Source organism: Micromonospora pattaloongensis (assembly GCF_900107255.1).
Taxonomy (GTDB): Bacteria; Actinomycetota; Actinomycetes; order Mycobacteriales; family Micromonosporaceae; genus Micromonospora_I; species Micromonospora_I pattaloongensis.
Window position 1 is genome coordinate 1044397 of record NZ_FNPH01000001.1, and the last position, 22441, is coordinate 1066837.

Below are 22441 nucleotides of genomic sequence, written 5' to 3' on the forward strand. Positions count from 1 at the left end.
ACGATACGCGGATCGCCGATCGTGGCGCCGGCCCACGTGCCTGCCGTCGTGGTCCGCCCGCCGAACCCGCGCCCTCTGCGCTCCGGCCAGGGTGGTGCGAGAAAGTGGCCAGGGTGGCAGAGCAGAACAAGCAGGAGTACACCGCCGAGTCGCTCACGGTGCTCGAAGGGCTCGAGGCGGTCCGCAAGCGTCCCGGTATGTACATCGGGTCGACGGGCGAGCGGGGTCTGCACCACCTGGTCTGGGAGGTCGTCGACAACGCGGTGGACGAGGCGCTCGCCGGCCACTGCGACACGATCGACGTCGAGCTGCTCGCCGACGGCGGCGTGCGGGTCACCGACAACGGGCGTGGTTTCCCGGTCGACCTGCACCCGAAGCTGAAGAAGCCGGGTGTCGAGGTCGCGCTGACCGTGCTGCACGCGGGCGGCAAGTTCGACGGCAAGGCGTACGCCGTCTCCGGCGGTCTGCACGGCGTCGGCGTCTCCGTGGTCAACGCGCTGTCGACGCGGATGGCCGTCGAGATCCACAAGACCGGCTTCGTCTGGCGGCAGCAGTACCAGAACTCGAAGCCGTCGCCGCTGGACAAGGGGGAGCCGACCGACCGCACCGGCTCCGCCGTCGCGTTCTGGCCGGACCCCGACATCTTCGAGACCGTCGAGTTCTCGTTCGAGACGATCTACCGGCGGCTGCAGGAGATGGCCTTCCTCAACCGCGGGCTGACCATCCGGCTGCGTGACGAGCGCGCCCGGGAGGAGGACGGCGAGCCCCGCCAGGTCACCTTCTGCTACGCGGGTGGCATCGCGGACTTCGTCCGGCACCTCAACGCGTCGAAGAACCCGATCCACAAGAGCGTGGTGGAGTTCGGCGCCGAGGACCCGGAGGAGGGGATGTCGGTCGAGATCGCGATGCAGTGGAACGAGTCCTACGGCGAGTCGGTCTACACCTTCGCGAACACGATCAACACGCACGAGGGCGGCACGCACGAGGAGGGCTTCCGGGCTGCGCTGACCAGCGTGATCAACAAGTACGGCGCGGACAAGAAGCTGCTCAAGGGCGACGAGAAGCTCTCCGGCGAGGACATCCGGGAGGGGCTTGCGGCGATCATCTCGGTCAAGCTGGCGAACCCGCAGTTCGAGGGCCAGACCAAGACCAAGCTCGGCAACACCCCGGTGAAGAGCTTCGTGCTGCGGATCTGCAATGAGTGGCTGGTCGACTGGCTCGACCGGAATCCGGCCGAGGCCAAGACGATCATCACGAAGGCGTCGCAGGCGGCCCGGGCCCGGATCGCCGCCGCGCAGGCCCGCAAGCTGGCGCGGCGCAAGTCGCTGCTGGAGTCCGGTTCCATGCCGGGCAAGCTGGCGGACTGCCAGTCCACCGACCCACGTGAGTCGGAGGTCTTCATCGTCGAGGGCGACTCGGCCGGTGGCTCGGCGAAGCAGGGGCGTGACCCGCGGACCCAGGCGATCCTGCCGATCCGCGGCAAGATCCTCAACGTCGAGAAGGCGCGGATCGACCGGGTCCTCAAGAACAACGAGGTCCAGGCGCTGATCACCGCGCTCGGCACCGGCATCCACGACGACTTCGACATCGAGAAGCTGCGCTACCACAAGATCGTGCTGATGGCCGACGCGGACGTCGACGGCCAGCACATCCAGACGCTGCTGCTCACCCTGCTGTTCCGGTTCATGCGGCCGCTGGTGGAGCTCGGGCACGTCTACCTGGCGGCGCCGCCGCTCTACAAGATCAAGTGGAACAAGAAGGGCGACGACGCGCAGTACGCGTACTCCGACCGGGAGCGCGACGGCCTGATCGCGCTGCGCCAGCAGAAGAAGGCGAACGCCAAGCCGGACGACATCCAGCGCTTCAAGGGTCTCGGCGAGATGAACTACCCGGAGCTGTGGGAGACCACGATGAACCCGGCGACCCGGACGCTCCGCCGGGTCACTCTCGACGACGCGGCAACCGCGGACGAGTTGTTCAGCGTCTTGATGGGCGAAGACGTCGAGGCACGCCGATCGTTCATCCAGCGCAACGCCAAGGACGTGCGGTTCCTGGATATCTAGCCGATGGAGCCGTGCGGCCGCCGACCTGGGCGGCCGCACGGCTCCACACAGTTATCCACAGCTTCGCCGGTTTCCACAGCCGTTATCCACAGCGGAAAAACGGCTTTGAGTCTGATAAGGGTAAACAGTGACGGAAACTCCCGGGTCCTTCGAGGGCGAGCCGGACGTCACGGCCGCCGCGGTCGTGCAGCACGACCGCATCGAGCCGGTCGGCCTCGAGGTGGAGATGCAGCGCTCCTACCTCGACTACGCGATGAGCGTCATCGTCGGACGCGCGCTGCCGGACGTGCGGGACGGGCTCAAGCCCGTACACCGCAAGATCCTCTACGCCATGTTCGACTCCGGCTACCGCCCGGACCGCGGCTACGTCAAGTGCTCCCGTGTCGTCGGTGACGTCATGGGTCAGTTCCACCCGCACGGCGACTCCGCGATCTACGACGCGCTGGTCCGGATGGCGCAGACCTGGTCGTTGCGCTACCCGCTGGTCGACGGCAACGGCAACTTCGGCTCGCCGGGCAACGACCCCGCGGCCGCGATGCGGTACACCGAGTGCAAGCTCGACCCGCTCGCGATGGAGATGCTGCGGGACATCGACGAGGACACCGTCGACTTCCAGGACAACTACGACGGCCGGGCCAAGGAGCCCACCATCCTGCCGTCGCGGATCCCGAACCTGCTCATCAACGGCTCCGAGGGCATCGCGGTCGGCATGGCGACCAAGATCCCCCCGCACAACCTGCGCGAGGTCGCCGCGGCCGTCCAGTGGTGCCTGGAGCACCCGGAGGAGGACGAGGCCACCACCCTCGACGCGCTGATCGGGATCGTCAAGGGCCCCGACTTCCCGACCTCGGGTCTGATCGTCGGCACCACCGCGATCCAGGACGCCTACCGGACCGGGCGCGGTTCGATCCGGATGCGCGCGGTCGTCGAGGTCGAGGAGGACAAGCGGGGGCGGGCCTGCCTGGTCGTCACCGAGCTGCCCTACCAGGTCAACCCGGACAACCTGGCCGAGCGGATCGCCGAGCTGATCAAGGAGGGCAAGCTCGCCGGCATCGCCGACATCCGCGACGAATCCTCCGGCCGCACCGGCATGCGGATCGTTCTGGTCCTCAAGCGCGACGCTGTCGCGAAGGTCGTCCTCAACAACCTCTACAAGCACACGCAGCTACAGGAGACCTTCGGCGCCAACATGCTGGCGCTGGTCGACGGCGTGCCGCGCACGCTCAATCTCGCGCAGTTCATCCGCTACTACGTCGATCACCAGATCGACGTGATCCGGCGGCGTACGGCGTTCCGGCTGCGCAAGGCCGAGGAGCGGGCGCACATCCTGCGCGGTCTGGTCAAGGCGCTCGACGCGCTGGACGAGGTGATCGCGCTGATCCGGCGCTCGCCCACCGTCGACGAGGCGCGTCAGGGCCTGATCCAGTTGCTCGACATCGACGATGTGCAGGCGACGGCGATCCTCGACATGCAGCTCCGTCGGCTCGCCGCCCTGGAGCGCCAGAAGATCATCGACGAGCTCGCCAAGATCGAGCTGGAGATCGCGGACCTCAAGGACATCCTGGCGAAGCCGGAGCGGCAGCGGAGGATCATCTCCGAGGAGCTCGGCGAGATCGTCGCGAAGTGGGGCGACGAGCGGCGTACCCAGATCATCCCGTTCGACGGCGAGGTCTCGATGGAGGACCTCATCGCGCGGGAGGACGTGGTCGTCACGATCACCCGCACCGGCTACGCCAAGCGCACCAAGACCGACCTCTACCGGTCGCAGAAGCGCGGCGGCAAGGGCGTCAGCGGTGCGACCCTGCGGCAGGACGACATCGTCAGCCACTTCTTCGTCTGCTCGACTCACGACTGGATCCTGTTCTTCACGAACAAGGGGAGGGTCTACCGGGCGAAGGCGTACGAGCTCCCCGAGGCCAGCCGGGTGGCGAAGGGCCAGCACGTGGCCAACCTGCTCGCGTTCCAGCCCGACGAGCACATCGCCCAGATCATCGAGATCCCGCACTACCAGGTCGCGCCCTACCTCGTGCTCGCCACGCGGAACGGTCTGGTGAAGAAGACGCGGCTGGAGGAGTTCGACTCCAACCGCTCCGGGGGGATCATCGCGATCAACCTGCGCGAGGAGGACGAGCTCGTCGGCGCCGCCCTGGCGGCGGCCGAGGACGACCTGCTGCTCGTGTCGAAGAAGGCGCAGGCCATCCGGTTCAACGCGACCGACGAGGCGCTGCGGCCGATGGGCCGCGCCACCTCGGGCGTCATCGGGATGCGGTTCACCGACGACGACGAGCTGCTCGCGATGGAGGTCGTTCGCGCGGGCATGGATGTTTTGGTGGCGACAAACGGGGGGTACGCAAAGCGGACGCCCATCGAGGAGTACCCGGTGCAGGGCCGGGGCGGCAAGGGCGTGCTGACTGCGAAGATCACCGAGCGCCGCGGCGGGTTGGTCGGAGCGGTCGTGATCAGCCCGGATGACGAGCTGTTCGCCATCACCAGCAACGGTGGTGTCATTCGGACTCCGGTGAAGCCTGTACGGCGCACGCGGGATCGGAACACAATGGGGGTTAAGCTCATGGACCTCCCAGACGGCGTAACCATCGTGGCGATTGCTCGCAATGCCGACGAGCCTGACGAACAGGACTAGTTGATGACGGAGACACAGGCGCAGTCGGGGGCTTCCGGGACCTCGACCACCCCCGTCGACGAGGAGGCCGCTGATGCTGGCACAGCAGCAACCGGCCGCGCGGCCGTCGGCCGTGCGGCCGTCCCCGCCGACGCGCCGTCCCCAAAGTTCACCCGGGCGCCGGGCATGACCCCACCGCCCGACCAGCCGCCCGCGGAAGGGGAGAGCAAGGCCGCGGGCGCGAAGAAGCAGACCGGGACGAAGTCCCCGGTCGCGGTCGCCGCACCCGTCGTCACCGACCTGCCGGGCAGCGCCCAGGGCGGCACGAAGGCGGGCTCGGACGGCGGCAGCGCTTCACCGGACGGACCGCGGCCGGTGGCAACCGGCCCGGGTCGCGCGGCCGCCGGCGCCAGCGCGGTGCGCACCGTCGGCCAGGCGGTCGGGGCGGCGCGGGTCACCGAGGCCGTCCGCGCGGCGCGCAGCACCGTCAGCTCGGCGGCCGCCCGCGGTCCGCGCCGGGCCCGGCTGAACGTCAAGCGGATCGACCCGTGGTCCGTGATGAAGTTCTCGTTCGCGGTCTCGCTCGTGCTCTTCATCGTCGTGATCGTGGCGACCTCGGTGCTCTACCTGGCGCTCGACGCCATGGGGGTCTTCAAGAGCGTCAACGGCAGCCTGACCGACCTGATCAGCGCCGGTGGCTCGTCCGGCGGCGGCTTCAAGATCACGGCTAAGGGCGTGATCGGGACCGCCGCGCTGGTCGGCCTGGTCAACGTCGTGCTCTTCACGGCGCTCGCCACGCTCGGAGCGTTCATCTACAACGTCTGCGCCGACCTGGTCGGCGGCATCGAGCTCACCCTCGCCGAGCGCGACTGAGCCCGTACGCGGAACACCGGGGCGCTGCGAAAGCGGTCGCCCCGGTGTTCCGTTTTGGGGTAGCGTCCGACACGGTAGGCGCCCCCGCCGCCGGACGACCCCCGAGTTGGGAGAAGCTCCGGCGGTGAGGTAACCTTGCTCGGTCGCACGGGGGGCTATAGCTCAGTCGGTTAGAGCGCAGAGCTGATAACTCTGAGGTCGCTGGTTCGATTCCAGCTAGCCCCACTCACACCCCGGTCCGGCAGCATTCGAGCGTGAGGGGATCCGCTCTATGATGAAGAAGCTCCTGGTCGTCGCCGGTGTGATCGGCGCTGTCGCCCTCGTCGCCAAGAAGGTCAAGGCCTCCAACGACGAGCGGGCCCTCTGGCACGAGGCCACCACGGCGCCCGACCTCCGATAGTCCGACCGCCCGGACTGTCATTCCCCCCAGCGGCTCCGCCCGCATCCGGGGCCGTAGCTCAACTGGCAGAGCACTGCCTTTGCAAGGCAGGGGTTAGGGGTTCGAGTCCCCTCGGCTCCACCACCCCGAAAAGCTGATCCAGCAACTCGCCCGATGGCGCTCTGGGTGCATCTGTTGTCGCTCTAGCAGCAATAGACGCACCCAAACCCCTGCACGGACGACCGGTTCGCCGGGTGGGCCGCGGGCCACCCGGCGCGACGCGGGGCGCACGTCCCGGGCCGTCGCAGGATGAGCTGGCCGAACGCGCACATCAGCGCGCCACCGCTGATACGGTCGGGCCGTCACGTGTACGCGCCGTACCCCTCACCTTCGTTCACCACGTCCCTGGGGGGCTTCGTCGTGTCGAGCCGGTGCTCCGCCTGGGGGCGATGATGGCCGAGCCGATCATCGAGGCGCGCGATCTCGGCATCCGGTTCACCCGCCACCAGCTGCGCCGGGCCAAGCTGCGTGAGCTGTTCATCCACGGTGGGCGCCGGCAGCCGCAACGGCAGGGGTTCTGGCCGCTGCGGCACGTGTCGTTCGCGGTCGCGCCGGGCGAGGCGGTCGGGGTGATCGGGCGGAACGGAACCGGCAAGAGCACACTGCTGCGGCTGATCGCGGGCGCGCTGATCCCCGACGAGGGCGTCATCGACGTGCGTGGGCGGGTGGCGCCGCTGCTCGAGCTCTCCGCCGGCTTCTCCAACGACCTGACCGGGCGCGAGAACCTCTACCTGGTGGGCTCGTTGCACGGACTCGGCCTGCCGTTTCTGCGGTCGCGGTTCGAGGAGATCGTGGCGTTCGCGGGGGAGCAGGTGCGGCAGGCGATCGACACCCCTGTCCGGCACTACTCGTCCGGGATGAAGGTGCGGCTGGGGTTCGCCGTGATCGCCCAGCTCCCGCACCCGATCCTTCTCGTCGACGAGGTGATGGCGGTCGGCGACGAGGAGTTCCGGGCGAAGTGCTACGCCACGATGGAGCGGCTGCTGGCGGAGGGGCGCACGCTGGTGCTGGTCTCGCACAACGAGGCGGACCTGACCCGGTTCTGCTCGCGCGGGCTCTACTTCGAGGCGGGGACGTTGCGCGTCGACGGCACGGTGCGGGAGGCGCTGGACGCGTACCGCCGGGTGCCGGTCACCCCGACCCCGCCGGCCCCGCGGCGGTAGCCGGGGAGCGGGCCCGGCGGCGCGACCGGCCGACCGGTGCGAAGATCGTGGACGTGATGGGGAATCTGAAGACGGAGCCGGCGCGCAGCCGTCCGGACCTGCTGGCCGACCCGGTGGCGGGCGCGCTGGAGCTGTGGCCGGCGGACGCGCCGGTCGACGTCGAGAACGTCCTGGTGGCGCCGATCGACGCCGAGTTGGCGGACACGGCCGCGTTCTGCGCGGCGTACGACGTGGGGCTGGACGTGTCGGCGAACTGCGTGGTGATCGCGGGCAAGCGCGAGGGGGAGACCCGGTACGCGGCCTGCATCGTGCTCGCCACCACCCGTGCCGACGTCAACGGGGTGGTGCGCCGGCACCTGAACGTGCGGAAGGCGAGCTTCGCGCCGATGGCGGAGGCGGTCGGCATGACCGGCATGGAGTACGGCGGCATCACCCCGATCGGGCTGCCGCCGGAGTGGCCGATCCTGGTCGACTCGCGGGTGATCGCCGTGCCGCACGTGATTGTCGGCTCGGGGGTGCGGCACAGCAAGATCGTGATTCCGGGTCCCGCACTCGGCGTACTGCCCAACGCCGAGGTCATCGAGGGCCTGGCGAAGTGACGGCGCGGCGCCGGACCGGACGAGCGGTCCGGCGCCGCGACGGTGATCAATACCGTTGCACGTGAAACATCGCGCTCAGACGGCGCGGGAGGCATCGCGCTCAGACGGCGCAGGCATCGTCCGTGCACTCGCCGGCGGCCGGCGTGCCGCCCGGCTGGCCGAGCGGCCGGATCGCCTTGTCCGCCGCCTCACGCCGGGTCACCTCGTCGAGCACGGCGCGCAGCGTCTCGGGCTCCTGCGCCCCGGTGACGGCGTACTTGCCGGCGAAGACGAAGGTCGGGACGCTGGTGACGCCGAGCTGCCGGGCACCGTCGATCTCCGCGCGCACCTCGGCCTCGCCGGCGGAGGAGTCCAGGAACTCCCGCGCCTCGGACTCGTCCAGGCCGGCCCGCCCGGCGAGCGCGGCCAGCGCGGCGCGCGAGCCGACGTCGACGCCCTCGGTGAAGTGGGCCTGGTAGAGCGCGTCGATCATCTCCGCGGCCCGTCCGCGGGTGTCCGCGAACCAGACCAGCCGGTGCGCGTCGAAGGTGTTCGCGTTGACCGCGCGGTCGAAGTGCAGCGTCAGGCCGGACTGCGCCGCGGTCGCGGTGGTGTGCTCGAAGATCTGCCGAGCGCGCTCCGGGCCACCGAACTTGGCGGCGAGCGCGTCGACCAGCGGCCGCGGCTCGTCGACCGGGGTCGGGTCGAGTTGGAAGGGGCGGAACCGGATCGTCACGTCGCCGTCGTACGACTCCAGGGCCTGCTCCAGCCGGCGCTTGCCGATGTAGCACCACGGGCAGACCACGTCGGAGTAGATGTCAATTTCCACGCCGGGCGCAACGTCCGTGGTCAGGCGATCTGTTCCCGGACCTGCCGCTTGAGCCGGGCCAGGATCGCCGTGCCGCCGCGCACCCGCAGCGGGCTGATCGCCTGGGCGAGCCCCATCCGCTGGTAGAGGTCGTCAGGTACGGCGAGCACGTCCCGGACGGTCGCCCCCGACAACCCCTCGGCGAGGATGCCGGCGAACGCCCGGGTGGTCGGTGCCTCCGGCGGGCAGTCGAACCACACCGTGACCTGCTCGTCGGCGATGTTGCCGCCGGCCGCGCCCGGCCCCACCTCGGCGTGCAGGAAGAACGGCGTCTGGCACTCCACGACCTGCTCCATGCCCTCGGCCGTCATCCCCGGCGGCAGCGGTGGGACCGCGTCGGAGTACTCGAGCAGCATCTCCAGCACCACGTCACGGGGTGCGGAGGCAAACTCGTCGACAATCTCGGCCAACCTGGGTGGCATGGCGTCAGCCTACCGTCGCCGGGCGGGCACCCGGCCCGCCCGGCGTCGCCGACGCCTCACCGGTTGGCCGTCGCCTCGCTGATGTCGCTCAGCGCGGACTCCGGGTCCATCAGCATCGCCAGATCCCCGAGGGAAACGATGCCGACCAGTTGCCGGTCCGCGTCGCAGACCAGCAACCGGCGCACCGCGCGGCTGCGCATCACGTGCGCGGCCTCGGCCGGGCTGGCGTTCTGCTCGATCAGCACGATCTCCCGCGTGGCGACCTCACCGATCGTCGTCGCGGCCGGGTCCCGCCGCTCGGCGATCGCCCGCACCACGATGTCTCGGTCGGTCAGCATGCCGGCCAGGTTCGGGCCGTCGGTCACCACCACGTCGCCGATGTCGGCGTCGCGCATCGCGCGCGCGGCCTCCTCAAGGGTGGTCTCCGCGGGCAGGTAGATCACCTGCTTGGTCATCAGGTCCGCGACCCTGTGATTGGTCATGAGAGCCTCCGGCGTCCAACGTCGATACCTGATCCGTACCCGCTGACGTCCGCGCTACACCCCGTCGAGCACATGCGTCACGATGTCCCCAACGCCAACCTCGGTCCGCTCCCCGGTCCGCCGGTCGCGCAGCTCCACGTACCCGTCGGTCAGGCGGCGGCCGACCACGACGGCCCGCGGGATACCGATCAGCTCCGCGTCGGTGAACTTCACCCCGGCGGAGACGTGCGGCCGGTCGTCGACCAGCACCCGCCGGCCCCGCGCGCTGAGCTCGCCCGCGAGCCGCAGCGCCGCGTCGATCTGCGGGCCCTTGCCGGCGGGGATCACGTGCACGTCGCACGGCGCCACCGCCGCAGGCCAGGTCAGGCCCCGCTCGTCGTGGTGCTGCTCGGCGATCGCCGCGACCGCTCGGGACACGCCGATGCCGTAGCAGCCCATCAACAGCCGCACCGGCTTGCCCTCCGGGCCCAGCGCGTCCACCTCGAACGCGTCGGTGAAGCGGCGACCCAGTTGGAAGATGTGCCCGATCTCGATGCCGCGGCGCATGCTCAGGGCCGCGCCGCAGCGGGGGCACGGGTCGCCGGCGCGGACGTCCGCGGCCTCGATCACGCCGTCCGGCGTGAAGTCCCGGCCGCAGACCACGTTCACCGCGTGCCGGCCGGGCTCGTTCGCGCCGGTCAACCACGCGGTGCCGGGCGACACCCGCGGGTCGACCAGGTAGCGCAGCCCCTGCTTGGCCAGCAGCTGCGGGCCGATGTAGCCGCGCACCAGCTCCGGACGGGCGGCGAAGTCGTCGAACATCGCCACGGTGGCCGGGTGCAGGGCGGCGTTGACCCGCTTCAGGTCCACCTCGCGATCGCCGGGCACCCCGATGACCAGCAGCTCGGGCTCCTCGGCGCCGGGGCGGGTGACCGTGACGACGACGTTCTTGAGGGTGGCGCCCGCCGTCCAGTCGGCACGGTCGCCGAGCCGCCGCTCGTTGGCGAGCGCGACCAGCGTGGCGATCGTCGGGGTGTCCGGGGTGTCGTGCACGGTCGGCGCCGGATGCGCGTCGGGGTCACCGGCGGGCGGCGCGGGCGTCGTGACCGCCTCGGTGTTGGCGGCGTAGTCGCAGCCCGTGCAGCCCACGTACGTGTCCTCGCCGACCGGGGTCGCCGCCAGGAACTCCTCCGAGGCCGAGCCGCCCATCGCGCCCGACATCGCGGCGACGACCGTGTAGTCCAGCCCGAGCCGGTCGAAGATCCGCCGATAGGCCGCGCGGTGCCGGTCGTACGCCGCCTGCAGGCCCGTCTCGTCCAGGTCGAAGGAGTACGCGTCCTTCATCAGGAACTCGCGGCCGCGCAGCAGCCCCGCCCGGGGCCGCGCCTCGTCCCGGAACTTCGTCTGCACCTGGAAGAGCGTCACCGGGAAGTCCCGGTACGAGGTGAACAGGTCGCGGACCAGCAGCGCCGCCATCTCCTCGTGGGTCGGCGCGAGCAGGTGCTCGGCGCCGCGTCGGTCGGCGAGGGTGAAGATGTCGTCGCCGTACTCGGCCCAGCGGCCGCTCGTCTCGTACGGCTGCCGCGGGAGCAGGGCAGGGAAGTGCACCTCCTGACCGCCGATCGCGGTCATCTCCTCGCGCACCACCTGCGTCACCCGGTCGAGCACCAGCTTGCCCATCGGCAGCCACGTGTAGCCCCCGGACGCGGCCCGCCGGATGTAGCCGGCCCGCAGCAGCAGGCGGTGGCTGGGCACCTCGGCCTCCGCCGGATCGTCCCGGAGCGTACGCAGCAGCAACGTCGACATCCGCAGCAGCATGCGGGCAGCGTGGCACGCCGCGGAGCCGGTGTCGATGAGATTCGGCGGTGCGGCGTGCGCCACGTCACCGGTCCGCCCGGCGACCCGCACCGGTGACGGATGCCAGACTGACCGACACGCAGACAGGGACGGCAGGGGGCGGACGTGCGCTGGGGCAGCTTCGTGGCGGTCGGGGACAGCTTCACCGAGGGCATGGACGACGCCTACCCGGACGGCACCTACCGGGGCTGGGCGGACCTGGTCGCGACGGCGCTGGCCGCGCAGGCCGGACCCGACTTCGGGTACGCGAACCTCGCCATCCGGGGCAGACTCTTCCCGAGCGTCGTCGCCGAGCAGGTGCCGGCGGCGCTGGCGATGCGCCCCGACCTGATCAGCTTCGCCGCCGGCGGGAACGACGTGCTGCGCCGCAACTTCGACGCGTACGCGCTGATGGAGCGCTTCGACGCGGTCGTCGGCGAGCTCCGGGCCACCGGCGCCGACGTCCTGCTGTTCCGGTTCGCCGACGTGATGGCGCGGCTGCCCGGGCAGCGAATCGTCGCGCCGCGGGTCGCGATCCTCAACAAGGCGGTGGGGGAGACGGCGGAGCGGCACGGCGCGATCCTGGTGGACCTCTTCGCCGACGACGCGTTCCTGCACCCGCTGCTGTGGAGCCGGGACCGGCTGCACATGTCGGAGCACGGCCACCGGCGGGTCGCGGCGCGGGTGCTGACGGCGCTCGGCGTGGAGTGCGACCCGGAATGGCTGCTGGTGCCGCCGAAGCCGGCGCCCACGCCGTGGCTCGCGGCGCGCGGCGCGGACCTGCGGTGGGCGGGGGAGCACCTGGCGCCCTGGATCAAGCGGCGGCTGACCGGGCGATCGTCCGGCGACACGGTGACGGCGAAGCGCCCGGTGCTCGCGCCGCTGACGGACTGACGCCCCTACCGGCCCCGCGGGCCGCCGGTCGGGATACGGTCAGCACATGCCTGTACCGAGCGATCCCGCGCCGAACCTCCAGGGGTACGCCGAGCCGCAGCGCCTGGTGACCACCCAGTGGTTGGCGGACAACCTCGACACGCCCGGCCTCGTCGTCGTGGAGTCCGACGAGGACGTGCTGCTCTACGACACCGGCCACATTCCCGGGGCCGTGAAGGTCGACTGGCACACGGAGCTGAACGACGAACTCAGCCGCGACTACCTCGACGCCGAGCGGTTTGCCGCGCTCTGTGCGGAGAAGGGCATCGGCCGTGCCGACACGGTCGTCTTCTACGGCGACAACTTCAACTGGTGGGCCGCGTACGCGCTCTGGGTCTTCGAGCTGTTCGGTCACGCCGACGTGCGGTTGCTCGACGGCGGCCGGCAGAAGTGGATCGCCGAGGGCCGGGAGCTGACCCGGGAGCGGGTGCAGCGTCCCCGTGCCGACTACCCGGTCCCGGTCCGCAACGACGCCAACATCCGCGCGTTCCGCGACCAGGTGATGGCGCACATGTCGGCGGGTCGGCCGATGGTCGACGTGCGGTCGCCGGGGGAGTACAGCGGCGAGCTGCTCTCCATGCCGGACTATCCGCAGGAGGGTGCGATGCGCGGCGGGCACATCCCCGGCGCGGTGAACAAGCCCTGGAAGTCGGCGGCGAACGAGGACGGCTCGTTCAAGCCGGTGGAGGAGCTGCGCGCGATCTACGCCGACCAGCTGGGCCTGTCGCGCGACGACGACATCATCGCCTACTGCCGGATCGGCGAGCGCTCCAGCCACACCTGGTTCGTCCTCCGGCACCTGCTCGGTTACCCGCAGGTGCGCAACTACGACGGCTCGTGGACCGAGTGGGGCAACCTGGTGCGGGCGCCGATCGCCCGCGGCGAAGAGCCGGGCGGGATCACCCCGCAGGGCTGACGTGATTGTGGACGCCGGTACCGTGTCGGTCGGACGTACGCGGGGTCATCGGTGACCACCCGGCGGTCGCTCGGTTCCCAGCCGCCGGCGTGCCGCGGTAGGTGAACGCTCGTTCAGGACGGGCTTGACACGAGGTTAGGCTGGCCGGGTGACGGTGGAGCAGCAGATAAACGGGGCGTCGGCGACCGCCCCTCGGAAGCGGTCGCGTCGGGACGAGATCCTCGAGATCGCGGTGGGTCTGTTCGCATCACGCGGCTATCACGGCGTATCGATGGACGACGTCGGCGCCGCCGCCGGGGTGACCGGTCCCGCGCTCTACCACCACTTCGCCGGCAAGGAGGCGATGCTGGTCGCGGCGCTGATCCCGGTCAGCGAGGGCCTGCTGGGGGGCGGCCGCGCCCGCGTGGCACGGCACCCCGGGGACGGGCGTGCGGCGCTGGAGTCACTGATCGACTTCCACGTCGAGTTCGCTCTGGCGAACCCGGCGGTCATCGCGCTCCACCTGCACGAGCTGGACCGGTTGCCCGAGGAACCGCGTCGCCAGATCCGGCGGTTGCAGCGACTCTACGTCGAGGAGTGGGTGACGGTCCTCACCGCGCTGCGCGGTGAGCTCGCCCCGGCGGAGGCCCGCGTGCTGGCGCACGCCGCCTTCGGCCTGATGAACTCCACCCCGTTCCTCGGTGGCGAGGTCGACCGGGATCGGCGTGCGACGCTGCTGCGCGCGGCCACCCTCGCCGCCCTGCTCGGCTAGCCGCGCCTGGTCACGCACCACCGCAATGAAAGGGAAAGAATGATCGAGTCGCTGCTCGTCGCCAACCGGGGCGAGATCGCCCGTCGAGTCATCCGGACGGCCCGCCGGTTGGGCATCCGCGCGATCGCCGTGTACTCGGAGGCCGACGCGGGCCTGCCGTTCGTGGCGGAGGCCGACGAGGCCGTCTGCGTCGGGCCCGCCAACCCCGCGCAGAGCTACCGCAACACCGAGGCGATCCTCGCCGCCGCGAAGAGCACCGGCGCGCAGGCCATCCACCCCGGCTACGGGTTCCTCTCCGAGAACGCCGACTTCGCCCGTACGGTCGAGGCCAACGGCCTGATCTGGGTCGGTCCCGGCGCGGACGCGATCAGCGCGATGGGCGACAAGATCAACGCCCGTAACCTGATGGCCGCGGCCGGCGTGCCGGTCGCGCCCGGCACGACCGACCCGGCCGCCGATGTGGACGCCGCGGTCGCGGCCGCGGCGGAGATCGGCTACCCGGTGATGGTCAAGGCCGCCGCGGGTGGCGGCGGCATGGGCATGGGCGTGGCCGCCGACGAGGCGGCGCTGCGCACGGAGTACGACAAGGTGCGCGCGTTCGCGGAGCGGATGTTCGGCGACGGCTCCGTCCTGATCGAGCGGTACTTCCCGCGGGTACGCCACGTCGAGGTGCAGATTCTCGGGCTGGCCGACGGCCGGGTGGTCGCGCTCGGTGAGCGCGAGTGTTCGGTGCAGCGGCGCAACCAGAAGCTCGTCGAGGAGTCGCCGTCCCCGGCGGTCTCGCCGGAGCTGCGCGCCGAGCTGCTGGCCGCGGCCGTGCGGGCAGGGGAAGCGGTCGGCTACCGCAACGCCGGCACCGTGGAGTGCCTGCTCGATCCCACGACCGGGCAGTTCTTCTTCCTGGAGATGAACACGCGGCTGCAGGTCGAGCACCCGGTGACGGAGTTCGTCTACGGCGTCGATCTGGTCGAGGAGCAGCTCCGGGTCGCCGCCGGGCTGCCGCCGACCTTCGACCCGGCCGCGCTCGCCCCGCGCGGGCACGCGATCGAGGTGCGGATCAACGCGGAGGACCCGAAGCGCTTCCTGCCCGGCCCGGGGGCGATCACGACGTGGGTCGAGCCGGAGGGTGACGGGGTGCGCGTCGACTCCGGCTACGCGGCGGGGACTACGGTCACCCCGTTCTACGACTCGCTGATGGCCAAGTTGATCGTGTACGGCACCGACCGCGCCGAGGCGCTCGAGCGGGCCCGGACCGCGGTCGCCGGCTTCGAGATCGCCGGTCCGAAGTGCAACCTGCCGTTCTTCACGGAGCTGTTCGACAACGCCGAGTTCGTCTCCGGCGACTACGACACCGGCATCGTCGGCCGGATGCGCTGACGCATTCCCGCGGATCCCCCGCCCGGCGGGGGATCCGCGGGACGCATGCGTGTTTGCGCCTTTGCTCTGCTTACCGATAGGAAGCGCCCGGGTCGCGCCTTACCGCCGGGCGCCGCCTCCGCAGCCGACGCAGAGCGAAGTCGCGCGCGACAATATTCAGGGTGGACGTCACAGCGAGGTGACAGATGGAACCACTGCCGGAGTCCGTGTCGATCCGCGAGGTCGGGCCGCGCGACGGGCTGCAGAACGAGGATCCGGTGCCGACCGATGCGAAGGTGCGGCTGATCGACGCGCTCTCGGCGACCGGCGTCGGTCGGATCGAGGCGGTCTCGTTCGTGCATCCGAAGGCGATCCCGCAGATGGCCGACGCGGACGAGGTGTGGCAGCGGGCCGCGAAACCGCCGCGGGTGCGCTACTCGGCGCTGGTGCCCAACTCCCGGGGCGCGCAGCGCGCCCTCGCCGCCGGCTTCACCGAGATCGAGGTCGTGGTGTCGGCCAGCGACACGCACAACCGCCGGAACGTCAACCGTTCGACCGCCGAGTCCCTCGACGACATCGCCGCGTTGATCGCGCTCCTGCACGACGCCGGAGCCCGGGTCGAGGTGATCATCGCGACCAGCTTCGGCTGCCCGTACGAGGGGGACATCGACCCGGCGCGGGTGGCGGGCATCGTGGACCGGGTCCGGGCCGACGGCGCGGACCGGATCGCGTTCGGCGACACGACCGGTATGGGCACCCCGCGGCGGGTCCGCGAGCTGCTCGGCGCGGTACGGGACCGGCACGCCGACGTCCCGTTGCTGCTGCACTTCCACAACACCCGGGGCACCGGGCTGGCGAACATCCTCGCGGCGCTCGAACTGGGCGTCACCGAGTTCGACGCCAGCGTCGGTGGGCTGGGCGGCTGCCCGTACGCGCCGGGGGCGAGCGGGAACGTCGCGACCGAGGAGGTCGTGCACATGCTGCACGACATGGGGATCGCGACCGGGATCGACCTGGAGGCGATGATCGAGGCAGCGGCGCTCGCCGAGGAGATCGTCGGTCGGCGATTGCCGTCCGGGGTGCTTCGGGCCGGCCCGCGTACCCGTCTTGTCTAGTTAGTACTTTCTCTGGCGAAACGCGTGACCCGTCCGTCAGCGTCTCGTTACCCAGTGCAGTGGGGCATTTCGGGCAATTGCCGCATCCCCGCTGGGAACGAGTCGTCGACGGGGGCGGGACATGACACGGTCGGGAGTCGGGCGCACCGCGCGCGCGATCTCACGATCGGAACATGCCCGGTCGACGGGCGAGGCGCTGGCGCCGCCGGCCAACCGGCCGGGGCGGGAACGGTCGCGATTCCGGCGGCGCCGGTCCGCGCTGCGGATCGCCGTACGTGCCCTCGTCGTCGGCGGGTTCGCGGGAGTGGCCTGGCTGCTCACCGCCGGTGCGGCCCGGGCCGCGGACGTCGACACGCCCGTCACGATCGCCGTCGGCGATCTGCCCGTGGTCACGCTCGTCAACGGCTCCGGTAGCGGGGCGGTCGGGCGTGCCGGTGACGGACCGTGCGCGCCGGTCACGCCGGGGACGGACGTCCCGGGGCGGCGCACCGGTCCCGCGACCCCGTCATCGGTCGGCGAGCTGCTCGCGCCCGTGCGCCGGGCCACCGCCGTCGCGCTGCCGTGCGCGACGGTCGACCGGGGGACCCCGACCGCGGATCCGTCGCGCGCCGGATCGACGCACGCGTCGACCGACCCGACGGCGGACGCCGCCGGGACCGCCGGAGCGGACGCGGTCCCTGTCCGAGCGGCGTACCGGGCCGGACGTGCCGGCACCGGCGACCCGCTCGGCGCCGTCGTAGGGCTGGTCACCCCGCTCGGGACGACCGATGCGCCGACCGCCCCGACGGGCCTGTTCGCGTCGGTCGACGTGGTCCTCGATCCGGCCACCGACGTGCTGCACGGCCTGACCGCACCGTTCGCCGGGACGCTGCGGCCCGTGGTGCGGTCGATCGCCGGCGGCACCGGCCGGCCGGACGGTGCCCAACCGCAGACCCCGGTTCTTTCCCCGACCCCCGACGACCCGGACGGGCACACCGGCGGTGTCGAACCGGGGCAGGGGGTCGGGGCGAGCGACAGCGGTGCCTCCGGGCGGAGGTCGGTCGCCACGGAGCTGCGGGCGGCCGGCGCGTCGGCCGCCCGCCTGGGCAGGCACCTGCCCGACCGGACCCATCCCGCCCCGCTCGGGGCGTACCTGGGCACCGGTCCGGGAGCCCCCGCGAACGGCGGCGGCTCCCCGGTCGACGGTGGCCTGGCCACCGTCGTCATCTCCTCGGTCGCGGGCAGCATGCTGGCGTTCCGCCAGCCCCCGGCGGCGACCGACATCGGGGTCCCGCGGCACGACGCCGAGGCCCCGACCGTCTCACCCGACTAGTCACCCGTGACGTCGCCGCCGGTGGTGGCGGCGGGGATCCGCGGTGACCCGTGTGGGTCGCGTCCAGGGCAGATTCGTTCTGATCCGCCGGATCGGCGGGGATCTGCCGACACATCACGCCATGAGCGCGGGCGCACGTCGACAGGCGGGTCGGGGCAGCAGTGAATCGCCCGGGCACCGCCGCGCCCGAAATCGCACCGCATGCGGAAAACGGAACCAATCCTTTGACGATTAGCGGAAGGTACTGATTGATCATGAAGACCTGGGTTCGCAAGACCTTGAGCGTCGGGGTTCTCGCCGCGGGGGCGCTCCTGTTCGGGCCGACCGCCGCGCACGCCGCCGACCTCGGCGGGGTCGACAACTCCGGTGTCGGCAGCGGCACGCAGATCGTCGCCCCCGTCGACCTGTCGCTGGACGTCTGTGGCACCGGCATCGGGCTCGCCGGCGACGGCTTCGCCACCGGCTCCTGCGGTGCCGGTGGCGTCGTCAGCGCCGTGCCCCCGATCGTCCCGTTGGCAGACGGGACCGGCGCGTCGATGGGCACCGGTGGTAACGACGGGGTGCTGACCGGCACGCAGGTGTACGCGCCGGTGCAGGTGCCGATCAACCTGTGCGGCACGGCGCTCGGGCTGCTGGGCGACGCCGGCGCGGTCGCCGAGTGCGAGAGTGGCGAGACGGCCGACGACGCCGGCGCGGCCGCCGGTGGCGCGGCGATGAGCACCGGTGGTAACGACGGGGTGCTGACCGGCACGCAGGTGTACGCGCCGGTGCAGGCGCCGATCAACGTGTGCGGGACCGGGCTGGGCGTGCTCGACGACGCGGGCGCCATGGGGACCTGCGGCGACGACGACGCCGACGGCGGCACCGCGGACGCGGAAATGACCCCGGTCGCCGGGGCGGCCCAGCGGCTCCTGGCCGGGCTTCCGCTCGGCTGAGCCCGTCGCGCCCTGATCGACAGTCACGGCGGGGCCCTCGCATCGGCGGGGGCCCCGCTCGTCGTGTTTGCGGTCCGCAGGTCGACTCGCCCGGGCCCGCCCAGATGCGCTAGCCTAACGATCGTTCAGGTTGGTGACGGCGAGGGAGTCCACGTGACGCTCGACGGTGAGGCGCTGGAGCAGTTGCGCAAGCGGGTCCGGGCCGGCGGGGCGGAGAAGTACCACGCGGCGAACGCCGCGAAGGGCAAGCTCTTCGCCCGGGAACGGATCGCCCTGCTCGTCGATGAGGGCTCGTTCGTGGAGGACGGGCTCTACGCCAACTCCATGGCCGAGGGGCTGCCGGCGGACGGCGTCGTCACCGGCGTCGCCACCATCGGCGGGCGACCCGTCTGCGTGATGGCCAACGACTCGACGGTGAAGGCGGGTTCCTGGGGCGCCCGGACCGTCGAGAAGATCATCCGGATCATCGAGCGCGCGTACGGCGCGGGGCATCCGATGGTCTACCTCGTGGATTCGGCCGGCGCCCGGATCACCGACCAGGTCGAGCTCTTCCCGGGCCGGCGCGGCGCCGGGAAGATCTTCTGGAACCAGGTGCGCGCCTCCGGCGCCATTCCGCAGGTCTGCGCGCTGTTCGGGCCCTCGGCGGCCGGCGGCGCCTACATCCCGGCGTTCTGCGACGTGGTGGCGATGGTCGAGGGCAACGCCAGCATGTATCTCGGCTCCGACCGGATGGTCGAGATGGTCACCGGCGAGAAGACCACCCTTGAGGAGATGGGCGGGGCGCGGGTGCACTGCGCCGAATCCGGCGTGGGGCACTTCCTGTGCAAGACCGAGGCCGAGGCGCTCGACGTGGTGAAGCGCTATCTGTCGTACCTGCCGGACAACTGGACCCAGCAGCCACCCAGCGCCACTGCGGTCGAGCCGTCGTCCAAGGTGGACCTGGCCGCGTTGGTGCCGGCGAGCGAGCGGCAGGCGTTCGACATGCGCCGGTACGTCAAGGGGCTTCTCGACGACGGGTCGTTCCTGGAGATCCAGGCGCTGTGGGCGAAGGAGTTGACCGTCGGGTTCGGCCGGCTGAACGGCGAGGTGGTCGGCGTCGTCGCCAACAACTCGATGTTCAAGGGCGGCGTGCTCTTCGTGGACTCGGCCGACAAGGCCGCCCGGTTCGTCCAGCTGTGTGACGCCTTCAACGTACCGCTGCTCTTCCTGTCGGACGTGCCCGGCTTCATGGTCGGCACGGCGGTGGAGAAGCAGGGCATCATCCGGCACGGCGCGAAGATGATCACGGCGATCTCCGAGGCCACCGTGCCGAAGATCTGCGTGGTGGTGCGCAAGGCGTACGGCGCCGGCCTCTACGCGATGGCCGGTCCCGGCTTCGAGCCCGACGCCACCATCGCGCTGCCGACCGCGAAGATCGCCGTGATGGGCGCGGAGGCGGCGGTCAACGCGGTCTACGCCAACAAGATCGCGGCCATCGCGGACCCCGAGGAGCGGGCCGCGTTCGTCGCCGCCCGGCGCGAGGAGTACGAGCGGGACATCGACATCGTCCGGCTCGCCAGCGAGCTGGTGGTCGACGCCATCGTCGAGCCGCACGAGCTCCGGGCCGAACTCGTTCGCCGCTTCGCCGCCGCCCGCGGCCGGGATCGCCACTTCTCGCGCCGCCGACACGGCGTCACGCCGGTCTGACGCGGACACGTCCGGCCCGAACCCGGACGAATGCCGTGGGAATCTAGGAGGAACGATGGACTTCCGGCTCAACGAGGAGCACGAAGCGCTGCGGCAGAGCGTCCGCGAGTTCGCCCGCGACGTGGTCGCGCCGGTGATCGCGGAGCACTACGAGCGGCACACCTTCCCGTACGACGTCGTGCGGCAGATGGGGAAGATGGGGCTGTTCGGCCTGCCCTTCCCGGAGGAGTACGGCGGTATGGGCGGCGACTACTTCGCGCTCTGCCTCGCGCTGGAGGAGTTGGCCCGCGTCGACTCCAGCGTGGCGATCACGCTCGAGGCGGCGATCTCGCTCGGCGCGATGCCGATCTACCGCTTCGGCACCGCGGAGCAGAAGGAGCGCTGGCTGCCGAAGCTGGTCTCGGGGGAGGCGCTCGCCGGCTTCGGCCTCACCGAGCCGGGCTTCGGCTCCGACGCCGGCGGCACCGCCACCCGCGCCGTGCTCGACGGCGACGAGTGGGTGATCAACGGCTCGAAGGCGTTCATCACCAACTCCGGCACCGACATCACCGCGTTGGTCACGGTGACCGCGGTGACGGGGATCCGGCCCGACGGGTCCAAGGAGCTCTCCACGATCATCGTGCCGTCCGGCACCCCGGGCTTCACGGTCGCACCGGGCTACTCGAAGGTCGGCTGGTGCGCCTCCGACACCCACGAGCTCACCTTCGACGACTGCCGGGTGCCGGCGGCGAACCTGCTCGGTGAGCGGGGGAGGGGCTTCGCGCAGTTCCTCCGGATTCTCGACGAGGGGCGGATCGCCATCGCCGCGCTCGCGGTCGGACTCGCCCAAGGCTGCGTCGACGAGTCCATCCGGTACGCCACCCAGCGGCAGGCCTTCGGCCAGCCGATCGGCAATTACCAGGCGATCCAGTTCAAGATCGCGGACATGGAGTTGCGGGCGCACACCGCGCGGCTGGCGTACTACGACGCGGCGGCGCGGATGCTCGCGGGCGAGGACTTCAAGCGGCAGGCCGCGATGGCGAAGCTGTACGCCAGCGAGAGCGCGGTCGACAACGCGCGGGAGGCGACGCAGATCCACGGTGGCTACGGCTTCATGAACGAGTTCCCGGTGGCGCGTTTCTGGCGGGACTCGAAGATCCTGGAGATCGGGGAGGGGACCTCCGAGGTTCAGCGGATGATCATCGCGCGGGACCTCGGCCTCTAGCGCGCTGCCAGCTGTCGGATATCCGAGCGCTCCAGCGTCACGACGCCGACGGACCACTCCCGTCCGTCGGACCGGGTGCGTAATCTCCAGTCCATGACACTGGATCATGCTCCTGAGCAGGGCATGATTCCGTTTTCGGTGCTGCTGCGCCGGTGCCGGTCCGCCGCCAACCTGACCCAGGCGGAGCTCGCCCGGCGGGCCGGGGTCGGGGTGCGGACGGTGCGGGACCTGGAGCGGGGGCGTTCCTCGCGTCCCCAGCGCACCACCGTCGAACTGCTCGCCGCGGCGCTCGGGGTCGCGGGCGACGACCGTACGGAGTTCTTCGCTGCCGCGCGCGGTCAGACCCCGACCGCTGGCCGCGGTCCGGCGTCGGCGCCCGGCCGCGCGCTGCCGCCCCCGGTCGACCTCGCTGGTCGGGACGACGGTGACGTGGCGGAGTCGGCGGAGTCGGCGTTGCGGGGCGGCGAGGTGGTGGGCCTGGTCGGGCTCGCGCTCGGCACGATCGGACTGGCGCTGGCGCAGGACGGCCGGCTGCCCGACGCGGCGGCGGTGCTGGCGGAGCTGCGGGGGTGGGACGCGCCGTCGCCGGAGCGCAGCGAGGACGGCCTGTCGGCGGTGATCGAGGCGTCGATGGCGCTGCACCGGGGCGAGCGCGCGGTGGCAGCGGAGTGGTTCGCGGCGGCGGCCGAGGCGTTGACCGGCGGTGACGACCCGCGGTACGTGGTCGAGGCGCTGGTGGGGCTCGTGGCGACCACCGACGACGACGCCGCGCGGAAGTCCGCGCTCGAACGCCTCGCCGAAATCTGCCGGAACGGGGCGGTCACGCTGCTGCCGCGGCAGCGGGCGTTGATCGGGTCGGCGGAGGCGCGGCGGCCGGCACCCGGCGGCGGCGTGGACAGCCGGCACTGAG

The 22441-nt window shown here is 71.4% G+C and carries 20 protein-coding genes and 2 tRNA genes; 18 read left to right on the forward strand and 4 right to left on the reverse strand.

Annotated features, from left to right (window positions below):
* Positions 1-113 precede the first annotated feature (113 nt).
* From gyrB to BLW47_RS05095, 8 genes are all read left to right on the forward strand, one after another.
* Positions 114-2063, forward strand: coding sequence for a DNA topoisomerase (ATP-hydrolyzing) subunit B (gene gyrB, locus BLW47_RS05065; protein ID WP_091551901.1), 1950 nt, complete (start codon positions 114-116; stop codon positions 2061-2063).
* Positions 2064-2190: 127 nt separating this feature from the next.
* The gene (gyrA, locus tag BLW47_RS05070; protein WP_091551904.1) at positions 2191-4704 is read left to right on the forward strand and encodes a DNA gyrase subunit A; all 2514 of its coding nucleotides are present in this window, start codon (positions 2191-2193) and stop codon (positions 4702-4704) included.
* A gap of 3 nt (positions 4705-4707) precedes the next feature.
* The gene (locus BLW47_RS05075) at positions 4708-5556 is read left to right on the forward strand and encodes a DUF3566 domain-containing protein (protein ID WP_091551906.1); all 849 of its coding nucleotides are present in this window, start codon (positions 4708-4710) and stop codon (positions 5554-5556) included.
* Positions 5557-5707: 151 nt separating this feature from the next.
* Positions 5708-5781: transfer RNA gene (locus tag BLW47_RS05080), tRNA-Ile, on the forward strand.
* A 46-nt stretch (positions 5782-5827) separates the two neighbouring features.
* Positions 5828-5956 (forward strand): DLW-39 family protein, encoded by a 129-nt coding sequence (locus BLW47_RS25335; protein WP_217634772.1) that lies wholly within the window; start codon positions 5828-5830, stop codon positions 5954-5956.
* Positions 5957-6003: 47 nt separating this feature from the next.
* Positions 6004-6079: transfer RNA gene (locus tag BLW47_RS05085), tRNA-Ala, on the forward strand.
* Positions 6080-6387: 308 nt separating this feature from the next.
* Positions 6388-7158: an ABC transporter ATP-binding protein gene (locus tag BLW47_RS05090; protein WP_091552597.1), complete on the forward strand. Its 771-nt coding sequence runs from the start codon at positions 6388-6390 to the stop codon at positions 7156-7158.
* A gap of 56 nt (positions 7159-7214) precedes the next feature.
* Positions 7215-7757 carry a YbaK/EbsC family protein gene (locus tag BLW47_RS05095; RefSeq protein WP_091552599.1) on the forward strand — a complete coding sequence of 181 codons (543 nt, stop codon included), beginning with the start codon at positions 7215-7217 and terminating at the stop codon, positions 7755-7757.
* Positions 7758-7857: 100 nt separating this feature from the next.
* Here the strand turns inward: BLW47_RS05095 and BLW47_RS05100 are convergent, their stop codons facing one another.
* The 4 genes from BLW47_RS05100 to BLW47_RS05115 are packed head-to-tail and all read right to left on the reverse strand — an operon-like array spanning position 7858 to position 11305.
* Entirely contained in the window at positions 7858-8565 is a 708-nt protein-coding gene (locus BLW47_RS05100; protein ID WP_091551908.1) for a DsbA family oxidoreductase, read from the reverse strand.
* 20 nt (positions 8566-8585) lie between these two features.
* Positions 8586-9026 carry a SufE family protein gene (locus tag BLW47_RS05105; RefSeq protein WP_091551910.1) on the reverse strand — a complete coding sequence of 147 codons (441 nt, stop codon included), beginning with the start codon at positions 9024-9026 and terminating at the stop codon, positions 8586-8588.
* A 56-nt stretch (positions 9027-9082) separates the two neighbouring features.
* Positions 9083-9508, reverse strand: a complete 426-nt coding sequence (locus BLW47_RS05110; protein WP_091551911.1) for a CBS domain-containing protein — start codon at positions 9506-9508, stop codon at positions 9083-9085.
* A gap of 54 nt (positions 9509-9562) precedes the next feature.
* Positions 9563-11305 (reverse strand): proline--tRNA ligase, encoded by a 1743-nt coding sequence (locus tag BLW47_RS05115; protein WP_091552601.1) that lies wholly within the window; start codon positions 11303-11305, stop codon positions 9563-9565.
* 144 nt (positions 11306-11449) lie between these two features.
* On the opposite strand from BLW47_RS05115, the gene BLW47_RS05120 reads away from it, so the two are divergent.
* The 10 genes from BLW47_RS05120 to BLW47_RS25880 all read left to right on the forward strand — a co-directional run bounded on the left by BLW47_RS05120 (position 11450) and on the right by BLW47_RS25880 (position 22440).
* A complete protein-coding gene (locus tag BLW47_RS05120) occupies positions 11450-12217 on the forward strand; it encodes an SGNH/GDSL hydrolase family protein (protein WP_091551913.1) in 768 nt (255 codons plus the stop codon).
* A gap of 46 nt (positions 12218-12263) precedes the next feature.
* Positions 12264-13172, forward strand: a complete 909-nt coding sequence (locus BLW47_RS05125) for a sulfurtransferase (RefSeq protein ID WP_091551915.1) — start codon at positions 12264-12266, stop codon at positions 13170-13172.
* A 148-nt stretch (positions 13173-13320) separates the two neighbouring features.
* On the forward strand, positions 13321-13923 hold the full coding sequence (locus BLW47_RS05130; RefSeq protein ID WP_091551916.1) for a TetR/AcrR family transcriptional regulator: 603 nt from the start codon (positions 13321-13323) through the stop codon (positions 13921-13923).
* 39 nt (positions 13924-13962) lie between these two features.
* Complete coding sequence (locus tag BLW47_RS05135; protein ID WP_091551918.1) at positions 13963-15300, forward strand: acetyl-CoA carboxylase biotin carboxylase subunit; 1338 nt, start codon at positions 13963-13965, stop codon at positions 15298-15300.
* Positions 15301-15485: 185 nt separating this feature from the next.
* Positions 15486-16394: a hydroxymethylglutaryl-CoA lyase gene (locus BLW47_RS05140; protein WP_091551920.1), complete on the forward strand. Its 909-nt coding sequence runs from the start codon at positions 15486-15488 to the stop codon at positions 16392-16394.
* 121 nt (positions 16395-16515) lie between these two features.
* A complete protein-coding gene (locus BLW47_RS05145; RefSeq protein WP_091551922.1) occupies positions 16516-17706 on the forward strand; it encodes a hypothetical protein in 1191 nt (396 codons plus the stop codon).
* Positions 17707-17960: 254 nt separating this feature from the next.
* Positions 17961-18641 (forward strand): chaplin family protein, encoded by a 681-nt coding sequence (locus BLW47_RS05150; RefSeq protein WP_091551924.1) that lies wholly within the window; start codon positions 17961-17963, stop codon positions 18639-18641.
* 153 nt (positions 18642-18794) lie between these two features.
* On the forward strand, positions 18795-20327 hold the full coding sequence (locus BLW47_RS05155; protein ID WP_091551925.1) for an acyl-CoA carboxylase subunit beta: 1533 nt from the start codon (positions 18795-18797) through the stop codon (positions 20325-20327).
* A gap of 55 nt (positions 20328-20382) precedes the next feature.
* Complete coding sequence (locus tag BLW47_RS05160; RefSeq protein WP_091551928.1) at positions 20383-21531, forward strand: acyl-CoA dehydrogenase family protein; 1149 nt, start codon at positions 20383-20385, stop codon at positions 21529-21531.
* A 93-nt stretch (positions 21532-21624) separates the two neighbouring features.
* Complete coding sequence (locus BLW47_RS25880; RefSeq protein WP_091551930.1) at positions 21625-22440, forward strand: helix-turn-helix domain-containing protein; 816 nt, start codon at positions 21625-21627, stop codon at positions 22438-22440.
* Position 22441: the final 1 nt, after the last annotated feature.

Bases quoted from the DNA above. Each gene is read 5' to 3' on its own strand.
- BLW47_RS05075 (WP_091551906.1), top strand. From the start codon at position 4,708: ATGACGGAGACACAGGCGCAGTCGGGGGCTTCCGGGACCTCGACCACC.
- BLW47_RS25335 (WP_217634772.1), top strand. From the start codon at position 5,828: ATGATGAAGAAGCTCCTGGTCGTCGCCGGTGTGATCGGCGCTGTCGCC.
- BLW47_RS05090 (WP_091552597.1), top strand. From the start codon at position 6,388: ATGGCCGAGCCGATCATCGAGGCGCGCGATCTCGGCATCCGGTTCACC.
- BLW47_RS05095 (WP_091552599.1), top strand. From the start codon at position 7,215: ATGGGGAATCTGAAGACGGAGCCGGCGCGCAGCCGTCCGGACCTGCTG.
- BLW47_RS05105 (WP_091551910.1), bottom strand. From the start codon at position 9,026: ATGCCACCCAGGTTGGCCGAGATTGTCGACGAGTTTGCCTCCGCACCC.
- BLW47_RS05110 (WP_091551911.1), bottom strand. From the start codon at position 9,508: ATGACCAATCACAGGGTCGCGGACCTGATGACCAAGCAGGTGATCTAC.
- BLW47_RS05115 (WP_091552601.1), bottom strand. From the start codon at position 11,305: ATGCTGCTGCGGATGTCGACGTTGCTGCTGCGTACGCTCCGGGACGAT.
- BLW47_RS05125 (WP_091551915.1), top strand. From the start codon at position 12,264: ATGCCTGTACCGAGCGATCCCGCGCCGAACCTCCAGGGGTACGCCGAG.
- BLW47_RS05135 (WP_091551918.1), top strand. From the start codon at position 13,963: ATGATCGAGTCGCTGCTCGTCGCCAACCGGGGCGAGATCGCCCGTCGA.
- BLW47_RS05140 (WP_091551920.1), top strand. From the start codon at position 15,486: ATGGAACCACTGCCGGAGTCCGTGTCGATCCGCGAGGTCGGGCCGCGC.
- BLW47_RS05145 (WP_091551922.1), top strand. From the start codon at position 16,516: ATGACACGGTCGGGAGTCGGGCGCACCGCGCGCGCGATCTCACGATCG.
- BLW47_RS05150 (WP_091551924.1), top strand. From the start codon at position 17,961: ATGAAGACCTGGGTTCGCAAGACCTTGAGCGTCGGGGTTCTCGCCGCG.
- BLW47_RS05160 (WP_091551928.1), top strand. From the start codon at position 20,383: ATGGACTTCCGGCTCAACGAGGAGCACGAAGCGCTGCGGCAGAGCGTC.
- BLW47_RS25880 (WP_091551930.1), top strand. From the start codon at position 21,625: ATGACACTGGATCATGCTCCTGAGCAGGGCATGATTCCGTTTTCGGTG.